Annotated in this window: 16 protein-coding genes; 6 read left to right on the top strand and 10 right to left on the bottom strand. The window is 62.1% G+C overall.

Annotated elements, in window-relative coordinates:
- Positions 1-2: 2 nt before the first annotated feature.
- On the bottom strand, positions 3-455 hold the full coding sequence (locus tag A9K66_RS23290; protein ID WP_066998829.1) for an RbsD/FucU family protein: 453 nt from the start codon (positions 453-455) through the stop codon (positions 3-5).
- A gap of 24 nt (positions 456-479) precedes the next feature.
- Positions 480-1538, bottom strand: coding sequence for a sn-glycerol-3-phosphate ABC transporter ATP-binding protein UgpC (gene ugpC, locus A9K66_RS23285; protein WP_067328236.1), 1059 nt, complete (start codon positions 1536-1538; stop codon positions 480-482).
- A gap of 278 nt (positions 1539-1816) precedes the next feature.
- Between ugpC and A9K66_RS23280 the strand changes: the two genes are divergently transcribed.
- From A9K66_RS23280 to A9K66_RS23270, 3 genes are all read left to right on the top strand, one after another.
- A complete protein-coding gene (locus tag A9K66_RS23280; RefSeq protein WP_067328234.1) occupies positions 1817-3481 on the top strand; it encodes a sugar ABC transporter substrate-binding protein in 1665 nt (554 codons plus the stop codon).
- 152 nt (positions 3482-3633) lie between these two features.
- On the top strand, positions 3634-4755 hold the full coding sequence (locus A9K66_RS23275; RefSeq protein ID WP_095802242.1) for a sugar ABC transporter permease: 1122 nt from the start codon (positions 3634-3636) through the stop codon (positions 4753-4755).
- Positions 4756-4763: 8 nt separating this feature from the next.
- On the top strand, positions 4764-5681 hold the full coding sequence (locus A9K66_RS23270) for a carbohydrate ABC transporter permease (protein ID WP_067328232.1): 918 nt from the start codon (positions 4764-4766) through the stop codon (positions 5679-5681).
- Between the two features lie 39 nt (positions 5682-5720).
- On the opposite strand, the gene A9K66_RS23265 is transcribed toward A9K66_RS23270, so the two are convergent.
- Complete coding sequence (locus A9K66_RS23265; RefSeq protein ID WP_067328230.1) at positions 5721-6464, bottom strand: creatininase family protein; 744 nt, start codon at positions 6462-6464, stop codon at positions 5721-5723.
- A 4-nt stretch (positions 6465-6468) separates the two neighbouring features.
- Positions 6469-7035 carry an SIS domain-containing protein gene (locus tag A9K66_RS23260; protein ID WP_067328228.1) on the bottom strand — a complete coding sequence of 189 codons (567 nt, stop codon included), beginning with the start codon at positions 7033-7035 and terminating at the stop codon, positions 6469-6471.
- A 188-nt stretch (positions 7036-7223) separates the two neighbouring features.
- On the opposite strand from A9K66_RS23260, the gene A9K66_RS23255 reads away from it, so the two are divergent.
- Positions 7224-8246 carry an aldo/keto reductase gene (locus A9K66_RS23255; RefSeq protein ID WP_067328225.1) on the top strand — a complete coding sequence of 341 codons (1023 nt, stop codon included), beginning with the start codon at positions 7224-7226 and terminating at the stop codon, positions 8244-8246.
- A gap of 83 nt (positions 8247-8329) precedes the next feature.
- On the opposite strand, the gene hupB is transcribed toward A9K66_RS23255, so the two are convergent.
- From hupB to clpP, 4 genes are all read right to left on the bottom strand, one after another.
- The gene (hupB, locus tag A9K66_RS23250; RefSeq protein WP_027166452.1) at positions 8330-8602 is read right to left on the bottom strand and encodes a DNA-binding protein HupB; all 273 of its coding nucleotides are present in this window, start codon (positions 8600-8602) and stop codon (positions 8330-8332) included.
- A gap of 195 nt (positions 8603-8797) precedes the next feature.
- A complete protein-coding gene (lon, locus tag A9K66_RS23245) occupies positions 8798-11209 on the bottom strand; it encodes an endopeptidase La (protein WP_067328448.1) in 2412 nt (803 codons plus the stop codon).
- 274 nt (positions 11210-11483) lie between these two features.
- Complete coding sequence (gene clpX / locus A9K66_RS23240; protein WP_059185169.1) at positions 11484-12758, bottom strand: ATP-dependent Clp protease ATP-binding subunit ClpX; 1275 nt, start codon at positions 12756-12758, stop codon at positions 11484-11486.
- A gap of 295 nt (positions 12759-13053) precedes the next feature.
- Complete coding sequence (gene clpP / locus A9K66_RS23235; protein WP_066998854.1) at positions 13054-13683, bottom strand: ATP-dependent Clp endopeptidase proteolytic subunit ClpP; 630 nt, start codon at positions 13681-13683, stop codon at positions 13054-13056.
- 432 nt (positions 13684-14115) lie between these two features.
- Between clpP and A9K66_RS23230 the strand changes: the two genes are divergently transcribed.
- On the top strand, positions 14116-14664 hold the full coding sequence (locus A9K66_RS23230) for a hypothetical protein (protein WP_067328446.1): 549 nt from the start codon (positions 14116-14118) through the stop codon (positions 14662-14664).
- 64 nt (positions 14665-14728) lie between these two features.
- On the opposite strand, the gene A9K66_RS23225 is transcribed toward A9K66_RS23230, so the two are convergent.
- Together A9K66_RS23225 and cysE are read right to left on the bottom strand one after the other, a co-directional pair.
- Positions 14729-14932: a DUF3126 family protein gene (locus tag A9K66_RS23225; RefSeq protein ID WP_040969488.1), complete on the bottom strand. Its 204-nt coding sequence runs from the start codon at positions 14930-14932 to the stop codon at positions 14729-14731.
- 137 nt (positions 14933-15069) lie between these two features.
- A complete protein-coding gene (gene cysE, locus A9K66_RS23220) occupies positions 15070-15918 on the bottom strand; it encodes a serine O-acetyltransferase (RefSeq protein WP_067328223.1) in 849 nt (282 codons plus the stop codon).
- A 121-nt stretch (positions 15919-16039) separates the two neighbouring features.
- On the opposite strand from cysE, the gene A9K66_RS23215 reads away from it, so the two are divergent.
- Positions 16040-16654, top strand: a complete 615-nt coding sequence (locus A9K66_RS23215; RefSeq protein ID WP_067328221.1) for a hypothetical protein — start codon at positions 16040-16042, stop codon at positions 16652-16654.
- The last annotated feature ends 13 nt before the right edge of the window (positions 16655-16667 follow it).

Raw genomic sequence — 16667 nt, 5'->3', positions numbered from 1 at the left:
CCTTACTCCGCATCCGGCGGAATGACGCCCTTGCGGAAGGCAAAGCAGCCATAGAAGCGGCGCTCACCGGTCTGGATGACGCAATACGCCTTCTTCGCCCGCTCGTAGAAGGCGTAGCGCTCGATCGAGATCATCGGCCAGGGTTTGCCCTCGGCCGCGTCGATTTCCTGCTGCACCTCCTTCTGCACCGGCGGGATCTCGTTCGGCTTGCCGACGATCTCCATGCGCGCGGCCGCGTCGTTGACGAAGCTGTCCAGCGGATAGAGCGACAGCACCGCCTTCACCACTTCGGCCGCCGGCGCATCGATGCGCAGCAGCTTGCCGAGCACCGTCTGCTTGGCGACGGAGTCGGATGGGAAATTGGTGTCGGCGATGATCAGGTCGTCGCCGTGCCCCATCGCCCGCAGTGCCTGGAGCACGTCGGCGTTGAGCAGCGGATTGATCCCTTTGAGCATGTTTTCCTCGATGTGTGTTTGCGGTCAGAGACGCTTGCCGGTCCCTGCGTCGAAGAGATGGACATGGTCGAGCCGCGGCCTGAGCTTCAGCGTATCGCCAGGCTTGAAGTCGTGACGCTCGCGGAACAGCGCCACCATCTCGCCCTCGCCGAAGCGCACGAACACCAGCGTTTCCGAGCCGGTCGGCTCGACCACCGAAATCGTGGACGCCACACCGTCGGGATGGATCTCCAGATGCTCGGGACGGACGCCATAGACGACGGCCTGGCCGTCCGCCGCGGCGATGCTGGCAGGCATCGGAAAGGCCGAGCCTGCTATGTCGACCTCGGACCTTTCACCCTTCTTCACCGTGCCCTTGAGCAGGTTCATCGCCGGCGAGCCGATGAAGCCCGCGACGAACAGGTTGGCCGGCCGGTCGAACAGTTGCAGCGGCGCGCCGATCTGCTCGATGCGGCCGTCGCGCATCACCACGATCTTGTCGGCCATGGTCATGGCCTCGATCTGGTCGTGTGTGACGTAGATGGTGGTGGTCTTCAGCCGCTGATGCAGTTCCTTGATCTCGGTGCGCATCTGCACGCGCAGCTTGGCATCGAGGTTTGAGAGCGGCTCGTCGAACAGAAACACCTGCGGGTTGCGCACGATCGCGCGGCCCATGGCGACGCGCTGGCGCTGGCCGCCGGAAAGCTGGCGCGGATAGCGCTTGAGATAGGGATTGAGGTCGAGGATGTCGGCCGCACGCTTCACCCGCTCGGCGACGATGGCCGGATCGGTGCCGCGCAGCTTCAGCGCGAAAGCCATGTTCTGCTCCACCGTCTTGTGCGGATAGAGCGCGTAGTTCTGGAACACCATGGCGATGTCGCGCTTGGCCGGCGGCAGGTTGTTGACGATGCGGTCGCCGATCGAAATCGTTCCGCCGGAAACCGTTTCCAGCCCCGCCACCATCCGCAGCAGCGTGGACTTGCCGCAGCCCGAAGGGCCGACCAGGACGACGAATTGACCGTCGGCGATATCGACGCTGACCTCATGTAGAACCTTGACGGTTCCGAAAGCCTTGGCCACATTGGCGATCGCGACTTGAGCCATTGTCTCCCCTATCTTTTTCGGTGAAGCTAGCCATTGCCAACGGCAAGGGCAAGTCGGTATCTTATAGATAAAAAGTCAATCTTGTTGACAAGGTAATCGATTACGCGAATAGTGACGAGTGCCAATCCGAATGCCGGTCCTTGTCCCGAAAATCGGATCTCCAGGCGACGCAGGGTGGGGTCCCACGCTGCCCTATGATATAGGAGAACCGCAGACGTTTCGACGTCGAGAGATTGGCAGAATCAATTCACGACTGAAGTTCTGGGAGGAACCTTGAGATGAGAGTCGATCTTTACGAAAAACTGGTGCGTGCCGGGGCGACCCGCCGCGATTTGCTGAAGGGCGCGGCCAGCATGGCGGCGCTCGCAGCGGCGTCCGGCACGGGGCTTGGCGCGCTGACCAGGCCGGCGGCTGCCGCCGACGACCTGCGCGCGAAAATCCTGCAGATACCCGGCGTCGGCAAAGGCCAGCCGACGGACGCCGACTTCCAGAAAGTCGGTGAGCTCTGCCTGGAAGCGACCAAGGCCAACGTCAAGCAAGGCGAGTTCGCCGGTGTCGAGCTCACCTTCATGGGCCTCAACAACCAGAACCTGCACAACGTGCTGTTCCGCGGCTTCCTGAAGCCTTGGGAGGCCTATACCGGCGCCAAGATCAGCTGGATCGACCTCGCCCAGGCCGACTACAACGCCCGTCTGCAACAGTCGATCGCGACCAAAACCGTCGACTTCGACATCATCGAGATGGGTGCGCCCTTCGAGGGCGACGTCTGCGGCAAGGGCCTCACCTCGGAGATGCCCGACTGGGTCAAGAAGCAGATCGACATGGACGATCTCGTCAACTACCTCAAGCCGCCGGTCGGCACCTGGGACGGCAAGCAGTATCGCGTGACCATCGACGGCGATACGCACAACTTCAACTACCGCACCGACGTATTCTCCGATCCCGACCTCGCCAAGGCCTGGAAGGAGAGCGGCGCGACGACCGAATGGGGCGTGCCCAAGACTTGGCAGGAAGTGCAGGCCGTCACCAAGTTCCTCAAGGGCAAGCAGTTCAAGGGCCAGGACGTCTATGGCTATCTCGACGCGCCCAAGCCCTGGGGCGGCTTCGGTTTCTACTTCCTCGGCAGCCGCGCCTCTGCCTATGCCAAGCACCCCGACGACAAGGCCTGGCTGTTCGATCCGGATACGATGAAGCCGCGCATCAACAACCCGGCTTGGGTGCGGGCCATCCAGGACGTCATCGACGCCCTGCCCTCGGAGCCGCCGGATCAGATCAACGCCGATCCGAACACCACCGGCTTCCAGCAGTTCCTGGCCGGCACTGGCTCGATGATCCCGTGGTGGGGCGATATCGGCTCCAACGTCAAGACCAACGACTCCTCGGTCATCGGCGACGTCACCGGCTTCTCGATCCTGCCGGGCTCGGACGACGTCTACAATTCGAAGACCGGCAAGTGGGACAAGCTGGCCAGCGGCCCGAACTATGCGCCGAACTGCGCCTATCTCGGCTGGGGCGTCTATGTCATGGCCCGCGTCGACAGCGACGAGAAGAAGAAGAAGGCGGCGTGGTCGGCGGCGGCCCATCTCGGCGGCAAGGATCTGTCGCTGTGGTGCGCGGCCTATCCTTCCGGCTTCCAGCCCTACCGCAACTCCCATTTCAACATTCCGGAATGGGTGGCGGCCGGCTATGACGAGGCCTTCATCACCTCCTATCTGAAGTCGGAGGGCGACTCCTACAACCATCCGAACGCCGCGATCGAGCCGCGCATCCCCGGCATCTTCCAGTACTACAGCGCCGCCGAGGACATCCTGGCCAACACCTTCGCCGGCAAGATGAAGGCGCAGGAAGGTGCGGATGCCATCGCCGCCGCCTGGGAGAAGCTGACCGACCAGATCGGCCGCGAGAACCAAATCAAGCTCTACAAAGCCTCGCTCGGCATGTAGGCTGTCCCGTGAGAAGTCGCGGCCCGGCGACCTCGTCGCCGGGCCGCATGTTGACCGGCAATGGCCGGTCATTTGGACTTCCAGCAATTCCAGGAAAAGCGTGAAGCGGTTTTCCTCCGGAATTGCATCAAAGCAAGGTAGAGGCGAGAGGCGTGGCTGAGCAGACTTCAACCGCCAATGCATGGCCGGCTAACTCCGCAGCGGCCGATCTGATCCCTCCCGGCCGCAAGCGCCTCGGCTGGGCCCTGATGATCGCCGCGACGCTCGTGCTGCTGGCGACGATCGTCATGCAGATCCTTTACAAGACTGAGGTCGACACGATCGGCTTCTATACCTGGCGTCCGGTGGTCTACGCCTATGTGCTGTGGGGCGTGGCGCTCGGCGCCTGGCAAGTGCTGACGCGCGGCGAGGACGGCCAGCGCGCGCTGTTCCTGCTGCCGGCGCTGCTCTTCACCGTCGCCATGGTGATCTTCCCGACGCTGTTCGGCTTCTATATCGCGCTGACCGACTGGAACCTCAGCTCCTTCGCTGGCCGCAGGTTCAACGGTCTCGACAATTTCTGGCAGATGCTGGCCGACCCCTACTACCGCAACGCGCTCTTCAACATGGTCCTCTATGTGCTGGCGGTGCTGGTCGAATATGTCATCGCCTTCGGACTGGCGCTGCTGCTCAACGCGCAGATCCGCGCCAGAAAATTCTTCCGTGTGGTCTTCCTGCTGCCGCTCATGCTGTCGCCGGTGGCGGTCTCCTGGATGGTTGGCAAGTCGCTGATGGAATACCGGTTCGGACCGGCATCGACGCTGGCGCGCCATCTCGGCTGGGACAATCCCGCCTTCTTCTCCGACCCGATCATCGCGCGCATCTCGATCATGGTGCTCGACGCCTGGACCTTCATTCCGTTCATGATGATCATGCTGCTCGCCGGCCTGCAGGCCATGTCGCGTGAGGTGATCGAGGCGGCGCGCGTCGACGGCGCGACGACATGGCAGACCTTCTGGCAGGTTACCTTCCCGCTGATGCTGCCCGTGTCCGTGACGGCGGTGATCCTGCGCATCATCTTCAAGCTGAAGCTCGCCGACATCATCATTACGGTGACGTCCGGCGGGCCCGGCGGCGCGACCGATTCCGTTTCGAGCTTCATCTACCGCGAATATCGCGACCGTTCGAATGTCGGCTACGGCACCATGCTCGCCATGGTCTATCTGATCATCATCGTCGTGTTTGTCACCTGGCTGCTGAAGCTCGCCAGTCGCTTCGTGCGCAACGTCAACTGAGCGTCCATATGAGCGTCCAGACCACCGAATATACCGTTTCCGAAATCCGCTCCCCGGCGGCCTTCCTCGCCAGCCGCGTCTTCATCTATGGCGCCCTGGTGTTCTGGTCCTTCGTCTGCCTGTTCCCGATCTATTGGACGATCACCACTTCGTTCAAGTCGGCGGTCGATGTCACGCAGGGGCACCTCATCCCCTTCGTCGACTTCCAGCCAGACTGGAAGGGCTGGCGCTCACTCGGCCTGTCGCCGGATTCGATCGTCCAGACCTCGACGGTGCGCGACGAGTTCCTGAAACGCTTCATGAACTCGGTCATTACCTCTGTCGGCGCGTCGAGCCTCGCCATCATTATCGGCAGCCTGGCCGCCTATGGCCTGACGCGTTACCGCTACAAGTTCGCCTGGTTCAAGAACGAGGATATCTCCTTCTTCTTCCTCTCGCAGCTGATCCTGCCGCCCGTGGTGCTGGCGCTGCCCTTCCTGGTGCTTTACCGCGAAGTGGCCCTGCTCGACACCCGCATCGGCCTTGTGCTCCTCTACACGCTGATGGTGCTGCCGATCGTCATCTGGATCATGCGCGACCAGTTCAACTCCATTCCCGTCGAGCTCGAGGAGGCGGCACTCGTCGACGGCCTGTCGATCTGGGGCGCCTTCTTCCGCATTGTCATGCCGATCGCGCTCCCCGGCATGGTCGCCGCCTTCATCCTGGCGATGGTGCTCTGCTGGAACGAATATTTCTTCGCCGCCCTTCTGACGTCGACGGATGCCAAGACCATCCCCGTGATGGTGGCGAGCCAGACCGGCTCGCAAGGTATCAACTGGTGGTCGATGGCAGCCCTGGCGACGGCAGCCATCACGCCGCTGGCGATCATCGGCATCGCGCTCGAACGCTATCTGATCATGGGCATGACGGCCGGTTCGGTGAAGTAGGCGCCGTGCCCTTCCCCCTTCTTGTGGGGAGAAGTTGAGCTAGACCCGCAATATCGCCCGCAAATGCTCGAGGATCATCGCCACACCCTTCCGGCCCAGCTCGGCCGACGCATCCGATGCGCCTTTTGTGTACCAGCCGGTATTATCCGCGAAATGACCGGCATCCACCGCTTCGGGACATAGCGCCTGCATCAGCGATGTCTCGCCGATGCCGGCATGGTCGAACGGATATTTGCCGGTCATTGTGGCCGGCATCAGCGGGTGCACCTGCACCCAGTTGAAGACGTTCTCGCCCTGGGCATGGCCGGCATAGTAATCGACCATCGTGTCCGAGCCCCACCAGCCCTCGCCGCGTTCCTTCTCCAGGAAGCGGAAAATCGCCTGCCGGCCGGCGGTCTTGAAGGCGAGATCGGTCGGCATGCCGGCAACGAAATTCTCGGTCTGGTGATGGATGATGGCGTGGATGTTGCGGAAGCCGATGCGCAGCAGGCCGTAGAACAATTCCTCCGCAAAGGGCGCCAGCACCGGACCGCCGACCTGCACCGAGCCGCTGCCTTCCGGCGGCGCCACGGCATAACTCGCCGCGCCATAATAGAAGGGCGGCAGGATGACGATGTCCCGCTCCTTCTCGATAAGCTCGAGCGTCTTGATGACGGCCAGCGTGTCCATGCCGACCGCCATGTGCTCGCCATGGTATTCGAGCACGCCGAGCGGCAGCGCGACCGGCCAGTTCTCCTCGATCGCCTTGCGGATCTGGTGCGGCAGCATCAGTTCGTAGCGCATGCCCCTACTCCATGTTGGTGTGCCGGGCGCGCATCGTCTCCGGCGTTGCGCCGGTGAGCGCCTCGAGTTTCAGCACCATCACCTCGAACAACAGGAAAAGCGCTGCCTCGAACAGCGAGCCCATCGGCAGCACCGAGCTTCTGGCGGCGCCTTGGTCGCTCGCCATGGTCTGGGCCGGAACGAGCAGCGTGAAGTCCGAAAGCTTTGCCGCGCTGCCCGCCGGTTCGGCCGTGAGCAACACCACCTTGGTGCCGGCCGCCCTGGCCACGCGCATCAAGGTGAGAACGGTGGCGGTCTCGCCCGGTCCGGAACTCGCCAGGAATACATCGCCCTGGCCGAGTGGCGGCGTGGTCATATCGCCGACCACCGAAACCGGCAGGCCGAGATGGAAGAGCCGCATTGCGAAACCCTTGACCTGCAGCGCTTCGCGGCCGCAGCCATAGACGACGATCTTGCCAGCGCCGGCGAGCATTGCGCAGGCGGCGTCAACCCGACCGTCATCGATGCGCCCCAACACGGCGCCGAGCTCGCCCAGCGCTGTCGCAAACAACTCCGATCCGGCTTGCGTCATGGCTGCCTAATCCTGTCTGCCGATGTCTTGATAGGCATGCGGCTTTGCGGTCGCGTTCGGCGCGAAACGCTTGTTTTCGTTCATGCTATCACCGCGAAAATTCGTGTCCAACGAGCCTCGGCGCTTTTGCTGTGCCACCGGCGTGATAGTGTCATGTCAGACAAATCAATCCAGGACATCGTGCGGATATGAAGACACGGCATTTCGACCGCATCGGCAATGGCGGCATCACCTTCACCGAGCTTGGTTTCGGCACCGCGCCGCTCGGCAATCTCTACCGCGCCGTCTCGGACGAGGATGCCAATGCCACGCTGGAGGCGGCATGGAAAACCGGCTGCCGCTATTTCGACACCGCTCCGCTCTATGGCCTTGGCCTTTCCGAAACCCGGCTCAACCCCTTCCTGCGCGGCAAGAAACGCGACGACTATGTGCTGTCGAGCAAGGTCGGCCGCCTCATGCGCGTCTCTGCGCCCGACCAGCGAACCGGCATCGGCAAGTTCTTCGAGACGCCCTCGCGCCGGGAAGTTTACGATTACAGTTACGACGGCGTGATGCGTTCCTTCGAGGCCTCGCTGGAGCGTCTCGGCGTCGACCGCATCGACATCCTTTATGTGCACGATGTCGACATCTTCACCCATGGCAGCAAGGAGGCTTCCGACCGGCGCATCGAGGAGTTCATGTCTTCGGGCTATTACGCGCTGCTCGCGCTGCGTGACCAGGGCGTGATCAAGGCCTTCGGAGGCGGTATCAACGAGTGGCAGGTTTGCCAGGCGCTCGCCGAGCGCGGCGATTTCGACCTCTTTCTGCTCGCCGGCCGCTACACGCTGCTCGAGCAGGATGCGCTTGCGAGCTTCCTGCCGATCTGCGAGAAGCGCGGCATCGGCATCGTTCTTGGCGGGCCCTACAATTCCGGCATCCTGGCGACAGGGCCGAAGCCCGGCGCCTTCTACAACTACACAGAGGCGCCAAAAGACGTGCTCGATCGCGTGGCACGCATCGAGGCGGTCTGCAAGCGCCATGGCGTGCGTCTGATCGAGGCGGCGTTGCAGTTCCCGCTGCGGCACCCTTCCGTCATGTCGGTAATACCCGGCGGCCAACGGCCGGCCGAAGTCGAAAGCAACCGTGCGCTGCTCGACGTCAAGATCCCGGCAGCCTTGTGGGCGGATCTCAAGCAAGAAGGCCTGATGCGCGCCGACGCGCCTACCGGCTGATGCCACACATGTGCCCCTGCCGCGGGTCACAAAAAGGAAGAGCCGGGCAAGCCCGGCTCATCTGATCTTAAAAAGAAAAGGTCTTAGTTGACCGCGTCCTTGAGGCCCTTGCCGGCCGAGAACTTCGGCACGGTGCGCGCCGGAATCTTCACTTCCGCGCCGGTCTGCGGGTTGCGGCCGGTCGAAGCAGCACGTTTTGACACGGTGAAATTTCCGAAGCCGACAAGCCGGACATCGCCGCCCTTCTTCAGTTCGCCAGTGATCACAGAGAACACCGCATCGACGGCGGACTGCGCATCAGCCTTCGAAATGCTTGCGGAGTCGGCGACGGCGGACACCAGTTCGTTCTTGTTCATAAAAATTCCCTTCCATGAGAAAACCGGAACTACGACTCATCCGGCAGGAAACGGACTTTAGAAAGAAGCGTTCCGGAACCCAAGCCGAAAACCGCAGAATTCCGGGCTTTTTTCCACTTTTTCGGAGATTTTTCACATGAAAAAGCCGGGCTGAAAGCCCGGCTCTCTCTTTGTGCATTGCAACCTTAGAAGAAACTAATGCGCAAGCGACTTGCCGGCGTCGTCGCCGGCGTCCGCGCCGGCCGGCGGATTGACCGGCTCGACCCATTCGATCGGCTCCGGCATCCTGACCAGCGCGTGCCTCAGCACCTCGCCGACCCGCGACACCGGAATGATCTCCATGTTGTTCTTCACGTTGTCCGGGATCTCCGCCAGGTCCTTGGCATTGTCTTCCGGGATCAGCACCTTCTTGATGCCGCCGCGCAGCGCGGCAAGCAGCTTCTCCTTCAGGCCGCCGATCGGCAGCACCCTGCCCCGCAGCGTCACCTCGCCGGTCATTGCCACATCGGCGCGGACCGGAATACCCGTGAGCACGGACACGATCGCCGTCACCATCGCCACACCCGCCGACGGGCCGTCCTTGGGGGTCGCGCCCTCCGGCACGTGGACGTGGATGTCGCGCTTGTCGAACAGCGGCGGCTCGATGCCGAAATCGATGGCCCGCGAGCGGACGTAAGAGGCCGCTGCAGAGATCGATTCCTTCATCACGTCGCGCAGGTTGCCGGTCACCGTCATGCGTCCCTTGCCGGGCATCATGACGCCCTCGACCGTCAGCAGCTCGCCGCCGACTTCCGTCCAGGCAAGACCCGTGACGACGCCGACCTGATCGTCGGCCTCGACCTGACCGAAGCGGAAGCGCGGCACGCCGAGATAATCGGCGAGGTTATCGGCCGTGATCTTCACCGTCTTCTTCTTCGTCTTCAGGATCTCGGTCACCGCCTTGCGCCCGAGCTTCATCAGCTCGCGCTCGAGGCTTCTGACGCCCGCTTCACGGGTGTAGGTCTGGATGATGCCGCGGATCGCGTCCTCGCCGACCGAGAACTCGTTCGGCTGCAGCGCGTGATCGCGGATCACCTTCGGCATCAGGTGCCGCTTGGCGATCTCGATCTTCTCGTCCTCGGTGTAGCCGGCGATGCGGATGATCTCCATGCGGTCCATCAGGGGCGCAGGGATGTTCAGCGTGTTCGCCGTCGTCACGAACATCACGCTCGACAGGTCGTATTCGACTTCGAGGTAATGGTCCATGAACGTCGAGTTCTGCTCCGGATCGAGCACCTCGAGCAGGGCTGACGACGGATCGCCGCGGAAGTCCTGGCCCATCTTGTCGATTTCGTCGAGCAGGAAGAGGGGGTTGGACTTCTTGGCCTTCTTCATCGACTGGATGACCTTGCCGGGCATCGAGCCGATATAGGTCCGCCTGTGACCGCGGATCTCGGCCTCGTCGCGCACGCCGCCGAGCGCCATTCGGATGAACTCACGCCCCGTGGCCTTGGCAATCGACTTGCCGAGCGAGGTTTTGCCGACGCCGGGCGGGCCGACGAGGCACAGGATCGGACCCTTGATCTTCTTCTGACGGCTCTGCACGGCGAGATACTCGACGATGCGCTCCTTGACCTTGTCGAGGCCGAAGTGATCGGCGTCGAGCACGTCCTGGGCGTAGCCGAGATCCTGCTTGACCTTGGAGTTCTTGCCCCACGGGATCGACAGCAGCCAATCGAGATAGTTGCGCACGACCGTCGATTCAGCCGACATCGGCGACATCGACCGCAGCTTCTTCAACTCGGCTTCCGCCTTCTCGCGGGCTTCCTTGGAAAGCTTGGTCTTCTTGATGCGCGCCTCGATCTCGGCAGCCTCGTCGCGGCCGTCCTCGCCCTCGCCGAGCTCCTTCTGGATCGCCTTCATCTGCTCGTTGAGGTAGTACTCGCGCTGCGTCTTCTCCATCTGGCGCTTGACTCTGCTGCGGATGCGCTTCTCCACTTGCAGCACGGAAATCTCGGCTTCCATGAAGCCCATCGCCTTCTCGAGACGCTCCTTGACGGAGAGCGTGGCGAGCATCTCCTGCTTCTCGGGGATCTTGATGGCCAGGTGCGAGGCAACGGTGTCGGCGAGCTTGGAATAGTCGTCGATCTGACTGGCGGCACCTACCACTTCGGGCGAAATCTTCTTGTTCAGCTTGACGTAGTTTTCGAAGTCGGTGACGACCGAGCGGGCCAGCGCCTCGATTTCGACCTCTTCCTCCTCCGGCTCGACCAACGCGGTCGCGCGGGCCTCGTGGAAGTCGGCACGTTCGGTGAACGAGACGATCTTGGCGCGCGAGGCGCCCTCGACCAGCACCTTCACAGTGCCATCGGGAAGCTTCAGGAGCTGCAGCACATTGGCGAGCGTGCCGATGTCGAAAATCGCATCGGGTTCAGGATCATCGTCGGCTGCGTTCATCTGGGTGGCAAGCAGGATCTGCTTTTCCTGACCCATCACTTCTTCCAGCGCCTTGATCGACTTCTCACGCCCGACAAAGAGCGGGACGATCATGTGCGGGAACACGACGATGTCGCGCAGTGGGAGGACTGCAAACACGCCGTCGCCGGAAGCCCTGGATATTTTGGCCATTGTCCAACCTTTCATGTCGCGGCCGCTAATTGAGCCAACCGCGAATCTTATATTAACGACCGAGCGTCGTTCCGCCTACCACCGTTTGTGACGGGAATTTTACAGCGCAGAATTCGGGCCCTCGGCCTTCCGCTGTTAGGTGGATGCGGGCGGTGCAAAGATCAAGGGTTAGCATGCTTTGATCAGCCACTCCATCACCTACAGGTAAGCCCCTCACAGCAAAACGGCGCCACACGGGCGCCGTTCCATGAAAATTTGCCGGATCAGTGCCATTTCAGGCGCTGACATTGCCCTTCTTTTCCTTCTGCTCGGAATAGATGTAAAGCGGCCGGGCGTTACCCGAGACCACCTCTTCCGAGATCACCACCTCGCGCACGCCTTCCAGCGCCGGGAGCTCGAACATCGTATCGAGCAGGATCGCTTCCATGATGGAACGCAGGCCGCGCGCGCCGGTCTTGCGCTCGATGGCGCGCTTGGCGATCGCCGACAGCGCGTTCTCGTGGAAGGTGAGATCCACATTCTCCATCTCGAACAGCCGCTGATACTGCTTGACCAGCGCGTTTTTCGGCTCCGTCAGGATCTGGATCAGCGCCGGCTCGTCGAGGTCCTCGAGCGTCGCCAGAACCGGCAGACGGCCGACGAATTCCGGGATCAGGCCGAATTTCAAAAGATCCTCCGGCTCGACCTGGCGGAACAGGTCGCCCGTGCGGCGATCCTCGGGCGACGCCACGGTTGCGCCGAAGCCGATCGAGGTCTTGCGGCCGCGATCCGAGATGATCTTGTCCAGTCCGGCAAAGGCGCCGCCGCAGATGAACAGGATATTGGCGGTGTCGACCTGCAGGAATTCCTGCTGCGGGTGCTTGCGGCCGCCCTGCGGCGGCACGGAGGCCACCGTGCCTTCCATGATCTTCAACAGCGCCTGCTGCACGCCCTCGCCCGACACGTCGCGGGTGATCGACGGGTTGTCCGACTTGCGCGAGATCTTGTCGATCTCATCGATATAGACGATGCCGCGCTGCGCACGTTCGACATTGTAGTCGGCCGACTGCAAGAGCTTCAGGATGATGTTCTCGACGTCCTCGCCGACGTAACCGGCTTCGGTCAGCGTCGTGGCGTCGGCCATGGTGAAAGGCACGTCGATGATGCGGGCGAGCGTCTGGGCGAGCAGCGTCTTGCCGCAGCCGGTCGGCCCGATCAGCAGGATGTTCGACTTTGCCAATTCGACGTCGTTGTTCTTGCCGGCATGCGCGAGGCGCTTGTAGTGGTTGTGGACCGCCACCGACAGCACCCGCTTGGCGTAGGGCTGGCCGATGACATAGTCGTCGAGAACCTTGAGGATCTCTTGCGGGGTCGGCACGCCCTCGCGCGACTTCACCATCGAGGTCTTGTTCTCCTCGCGGATGATGTCCATGCAGAGTTCGACGCACTCGTCGCAGATGAAGACGGTCGGACCGGCGATCAGCTTGCGCACTTCGTGCTGGCTTTTGCCGCAAAACGAGCAATAGAGCGTGTTCTTTGAATCGCCGCCGTTGTTGCTAACTTTGCTCATTTTTCTGTCCTTTCACCGCCTGCCAGCCGATGGTCTGGCCGCATTGGCGTCTCATCAATCTATCGCAGGAATCCGCCGGCGCCAGTGTCCCGGCTCACACAGCGCATTCCGTCCGAAACACAATCAGAAAACGCGACAATGATTCGCAGCAACCCCATGCAAAGCTAAGCCGTCGAAAATCAACATAGCCTTAACGTAGGCAATCCCGAACCTTGAGGGAACAGGCAATTGTGGCCGAAATGCCGCAAGCCGCGCCAAAAGCGCGTTATCCCGCCATTCAGCCCCCAATCAGAGCCTATGCGGCGGGGGTTTCGCCAAGTTCGCGCGTCGTAATGACCTTGTCGATCAAACCAAACTCCTTGGCCTCGTCGGCGGTCATGAAATGGTCGCGGTCGAGCGTCCGCTCGATCTCGTCATAGCTCTTGCCGGTGTGCTTCACATAGACCTCGTTCAAGCGGCGCTTCAGCTTGATGATGTCCTGCGCATGACGTTCGATGTCCGACGCCTGGCCCTGGAAGCCACCGGACGGCTGATGGACCATGACACGGGCGTTCGGCGTGGCAAACCGCATATCCTTGTGGCCGGCGCAAAGCAGCAACGAGCCCATCGAGGCTGCCTGGCCGATGCAGAGCGTCGATACCGCCGGCTTGATGAACTGCATGGTGTCATAGATCGCCATGCCCGATGTCACCACACCGCCCGGCGAGTTGATGTACAGGTTGATTTCCTTCTTGGGGTTCTCCGCCTCGAGGAACAAAAGCTGTGCACAAACCAGCGTCGCCATCCCGTCCTCGACCGGGCCGGTGATGAAGATGATGCGTTCCTTCAACAGGCGGGAGAAGATGTCGTAGGCACGCTCGCCGCGATTGGTCTGCTCGACCACCATCGGAACGAGGTTCATGTAGGTTTCGACGGGGTTCTTCATGGACTACCCTTGTTGGATGGATTCCGGCGCCGTAGACCTGAGCAATCGGGCGGAATCGGTTCTGGATCGTTGAATCCTAAATAGGATGCCGGCTCACCCTAGCGCAAGGCCGCCCCTCCTAGCCATCTGGTTAAGTCGAAGCAAGCGGCTCGGCCCAAGGAAATGCTGCGGGTTGCGCCGGAGATGGCCCTTTGCCCGAAATGCGAGGGCGCTACCCGGCCGCCACGGTAGCAGTTTCTTAACCGTGCTGCTTAACGACAAGCCGTGAAATCCCCGTCCATGGCGGACCTTCCGATACGCTCCCGCGTTGAACCGGCGTTTTTTTTTCAACGGGGGAACGTCATGTTCAGCCAGAGTTCCTTTTGCACGAGTTCCTTTTGCAAGAGCTCCCTTCGCAAGGGTGCCGCATCGCTCGCCTCGACCAGCCTCGCAATGCTTGCCGCCGTGTCGCAGGCCGCGGCCGGCGGCCGCACGTTCGAATGCTACGAGCCGGTGCATCGGCCGGCGATCTACGACACGGTCTATGAAGACGTGATGGTGAGCCCCGGCGGCCAGCTCGTCCACTATGACCCGCCGATCTACGGCACGACCGAGAGCATCGAACAGATCGCCACGCCTCGCATCAGCTATGAAGTCGTGCCGGCCGTGACGCGCACCGTCTATCACACGGTCAAGGTGGATGACGGCGGCTATGCCTGGGAATGGCGGGTCATCCACGGCCGCAAGGTGCTGTGCAAGGTGTGGCGTAAGGCGCGCTACGCGCGGGTTGCCAAAACGGTCATCGTCGAGCCGGAGCGCGTCCGGCGCGTCGTCCTTCCGGCCGAATACGAAGGCGTCGCCCGCGAAGTGTTGGTGCGGCCAGGAGAGCGGCGCATCACCGAAATCGCGCCCTCATACCGGAGGGTTGCGCGGCGGGTGGTGGTGCGGGAAGGCTCGACCGACTGGCGGCGGGTGCATATCCCGCGGCACTGCGTGGACTAGCCGGAAAATCACGCAGGGGTGTTTCCGACCGGGGCGGCATGGCGAGCCCGGCCGGAAAGCCGGCTTAGGCCAGGTCGACGTCGAGGATCGCCATCGAGAAATTATAGTCGCCGTCGTCCTCGTCCTTGAAGACGATGCCGAGGAATTCGTCGCCGACATAGACCTCGGCAGAGTCTTCCTTGCGCGGGCGCGCCTTCACCTGCAGCTTGGGATTCTGGAAGACGCGCTTGAAGTAGGCGTCCAGCTTTCTGATTTCGTCTGGCTTCAAAAGTCTTCTCCGAATGCGGCTGTTCGTTGGAACGCGCTTCTGACACGCCGACGATGGCGATGTAAAGGCAAGCCGGCAGCATTACAACCGAGCCTTGAGTGGCGACCGGACTCCGGCCACTGGCGATGACCGCAGAATCAGATGTCGAAGCTGACGACGTGGTCCATCGTCTGCGAGGGCAGGAGCTGGTCCATCTGTCGCGAGGGCTGGTCGCAGCCGGTCTCTCCGACGACACGCGCCGGCACGCCGGCAACCGTCTTGTTATGCGGCACGGGCGAAAGCACCACCGAACCGGCCGCGATCTTCGAGCAATGGCCGATCTCTATGTTGCCGAGGATCTTGGCGCCGGCGCCGATCAGCACGCCGCGGCGGATCTTCGGATGGCGGTCGCCGCTGGCCTTGCCGGTGCCGCCCAGCGTCACGCCGTGCAGGATCGAGACGTCGTCCTCAATGACGGCGGTCTGGCCGACCACCAGGCCGGTGGCGTGATCGAGGAAAATGCCCTTGCCGATGCGGGCGGCCGGGTTGATATCGGTCTGGAACACCGAGGACGAGCGGCTCTGCAGGTAGAGCGCGAAGTCTCTGCGGCCCTGGTTCCACAGCCAGTGCGCCAAACGGTGCGTCTGGATGGCATGAAAACCCTTGAAATAAAGCACCGGCATGATGAAGCGGTCGCATGCAGGGTCGCGATCGTAATAGGCTTGGATGTCGACGCGGACCGTCGTGCTCCACTCCGGATCGTCGGCAAGCATGGCCTTGAAGGTCTGCCGGATGAGGTCGGAGCCGATATCCTGATGCGCCAGGCGCTCGGCCAGGCGGTGAATGACCGCTTCTTCCAGGCTCTCCTGGTTGAGGATGGTGGAATAGAGGAAAGCAGCCAGCAACGGATCGCGGTTTACCGCTTCCATCGCCTCATCCCTGATCGCGCGCCAGATCGGGTCGACTGGCTGCACCATGCTGGGGCGGGCTATCGTAACGCTGTTCATCGACGGTCTCCGGCCTGCTCATTCATCCGGCGGCACATATAGGCCAGATCATAACACGGTTGAACTCAATTTTCCTTAGTGCTTTGTCAAATGAACTTGGTTCACCGAGATTCAAGCGGCGATGGAAAACGAACCCTTGATCGACGATGCGCTGAAAAGCGAGCTTGCCGCGCTCTATCAGACCGCGGATCGCGACTATCACGGCTTGCCTCACATCGAAGCGATGCTGGCGTTGGCAGCCGAACACCGGCACCTTCTTGACGATCCAGAAGCAGTCGAAGCGGCGATCTGGTTCCATGACGCGGTCTATGACAGCCGCGCCAAGGACAACGAGGCAAAGAGCGCGGTGCTGGCAGAAAGGAAGCTCTCCGGCCGCACCGACCCGGCCCGGCTTGCCCGGATTCTGGCCATGATCAGCGCCACCGCCACGCACCAGTTGCCGCCGCTCGAAGATGAGGGTGCCGCGAGTGATGCCGCCCTTTTCCTCGACATGGACCTCGCGATCCTCGGTGCCGACCCGAACCGCTTCGACGCCTACGAGAAGGCGGTCCGGCGCGAATATGGCTGGGTCGAGGAACCGATCTGGCGCGCCGGCCGCACGGCTGTCCTGACGAGCTTCCTGGCCCGTCCGCATATTTTCAACACACAATCGTTTCGCGATCGGTTCGAGGCTCGGGCCAGGGAAAATCTGGTCCGATCGCTGCAGGTCCTGCAAGACCAGTCTCAACAGACCTGATCGCCACGCCGAA

Origin of the sequence: Mesorhizobium sp. AA23 (assembly GCF_001672435.1) — a bacterium.
Classification (GTDB): domain Bacteria; phylum Pseudomonadota; class Alphaproteobacteria; order Rhizobiales; family Rhizobiaceae; genus Mesorhizobium.
This window is presented reverse-complemented; position numbering and strand designations above follow the sequence as displayed.

Excerpts from the sequence above, each read along its gene's own strand:
- A9K66_RS23270 (WP_067328232.1), top strand. The coding sequence starts at position 4,764 with ATGAGCGTCCAGACCACCGAATATACCGTTTCCGAAATCCGCTCCCCG.
- hupB (WP_027166452.1), bottom strand. The coding sequence starts at position 8,602 with ATGAACAAGAACGAACTGGTGTCCGCCGTCGCCGACTCCGCAAGCATT.
- A9K66_RS23255 (WP_067328225.1), top strand. The coding sequence starts at position 7,224 with ATGAAGACACGGCATTTCGACCGCATCGGCAATGGCGGCATCACCTTC.
- A9K66_RS23265 (WP_067328230.1), bottom strand. The coding sequence starts at position 6,464 with ATGCGCTACGAACTGATGCTGCCGCACCAGATCCGCAAGGCGATCGAG.
- clpX (WP_059185169.1), bottom strand. The coding sequence starts at position 12,758 with ATGAGCAAAGTTAGCAACAACGGCGGCGATTCAAAGAACACGCTCTAT.
- cysE (WP_067328223.1), bottom strand. The coding sequence starts at position 15,918 with ATGAACAGCGTTACGATAGCCCGCCCCAGCATGGTGCAGCCAGTCGAC.
- A9K66_RS23215 (WP_067328221.1), top strand. The coding sequence starts at position 16,040 with ATGGAAAACGAACCCTTGATCGACGATGCGCTGAAAAGCGAGCTTGCC.
- ugpC (WP_067328236.1), bottom strand. The coding sequence starts at position 1,538 with ATGGCTCAAGTCGCGATCGCCAATGTGGCCAAGGCTTTCGGAACCGTC.
- clpP (WP_066998854.1), bottom strand. The coding sequence starts at position 13,683 with ATGAAGAACCCCGTCGAAACCTACATGAACCTCGTTCCGATGGTGGTC.
- lon (WP_067328448.1), bottom strand. The coding sequence starts at position 11,209 with ATGGCCAAAATATCCAGGGCTTCCGGCGACGGCGTGTTTGCAGTCCTC.
- A9K66_RS23280 (WP_067328234.1), top strand. The coding sequence starts at position 1,817 with ATGAGAGTCGATCTTTACGAAAAACTGGTGCGTGCCGGGGCGACCCGC.
- A9K66_RS23290 (WP_066998829.1), bottom strand. The coding sequence starts at position 455 with ATGCTCAAAGGGATCAATCCGCTGCTCAACGCCGACGTGCTCCAGGCA.
- A9K66_RS23260 (WP_067328228.1), bottom strand. The coding sequence starts at position 7,035 with ATGACGCAAGCCGGATCGGAGTTGTTTGCGACAGCGCTGGGCGAGCTC.
- A9K66_RS23230 (WP_067328446.1), top strand. The coding sequence starts at position 14,116 with ATGCTTGCCGCCGTGTCGCAGGCCGCGGCCGGCGGCCGCACGTTCGAA.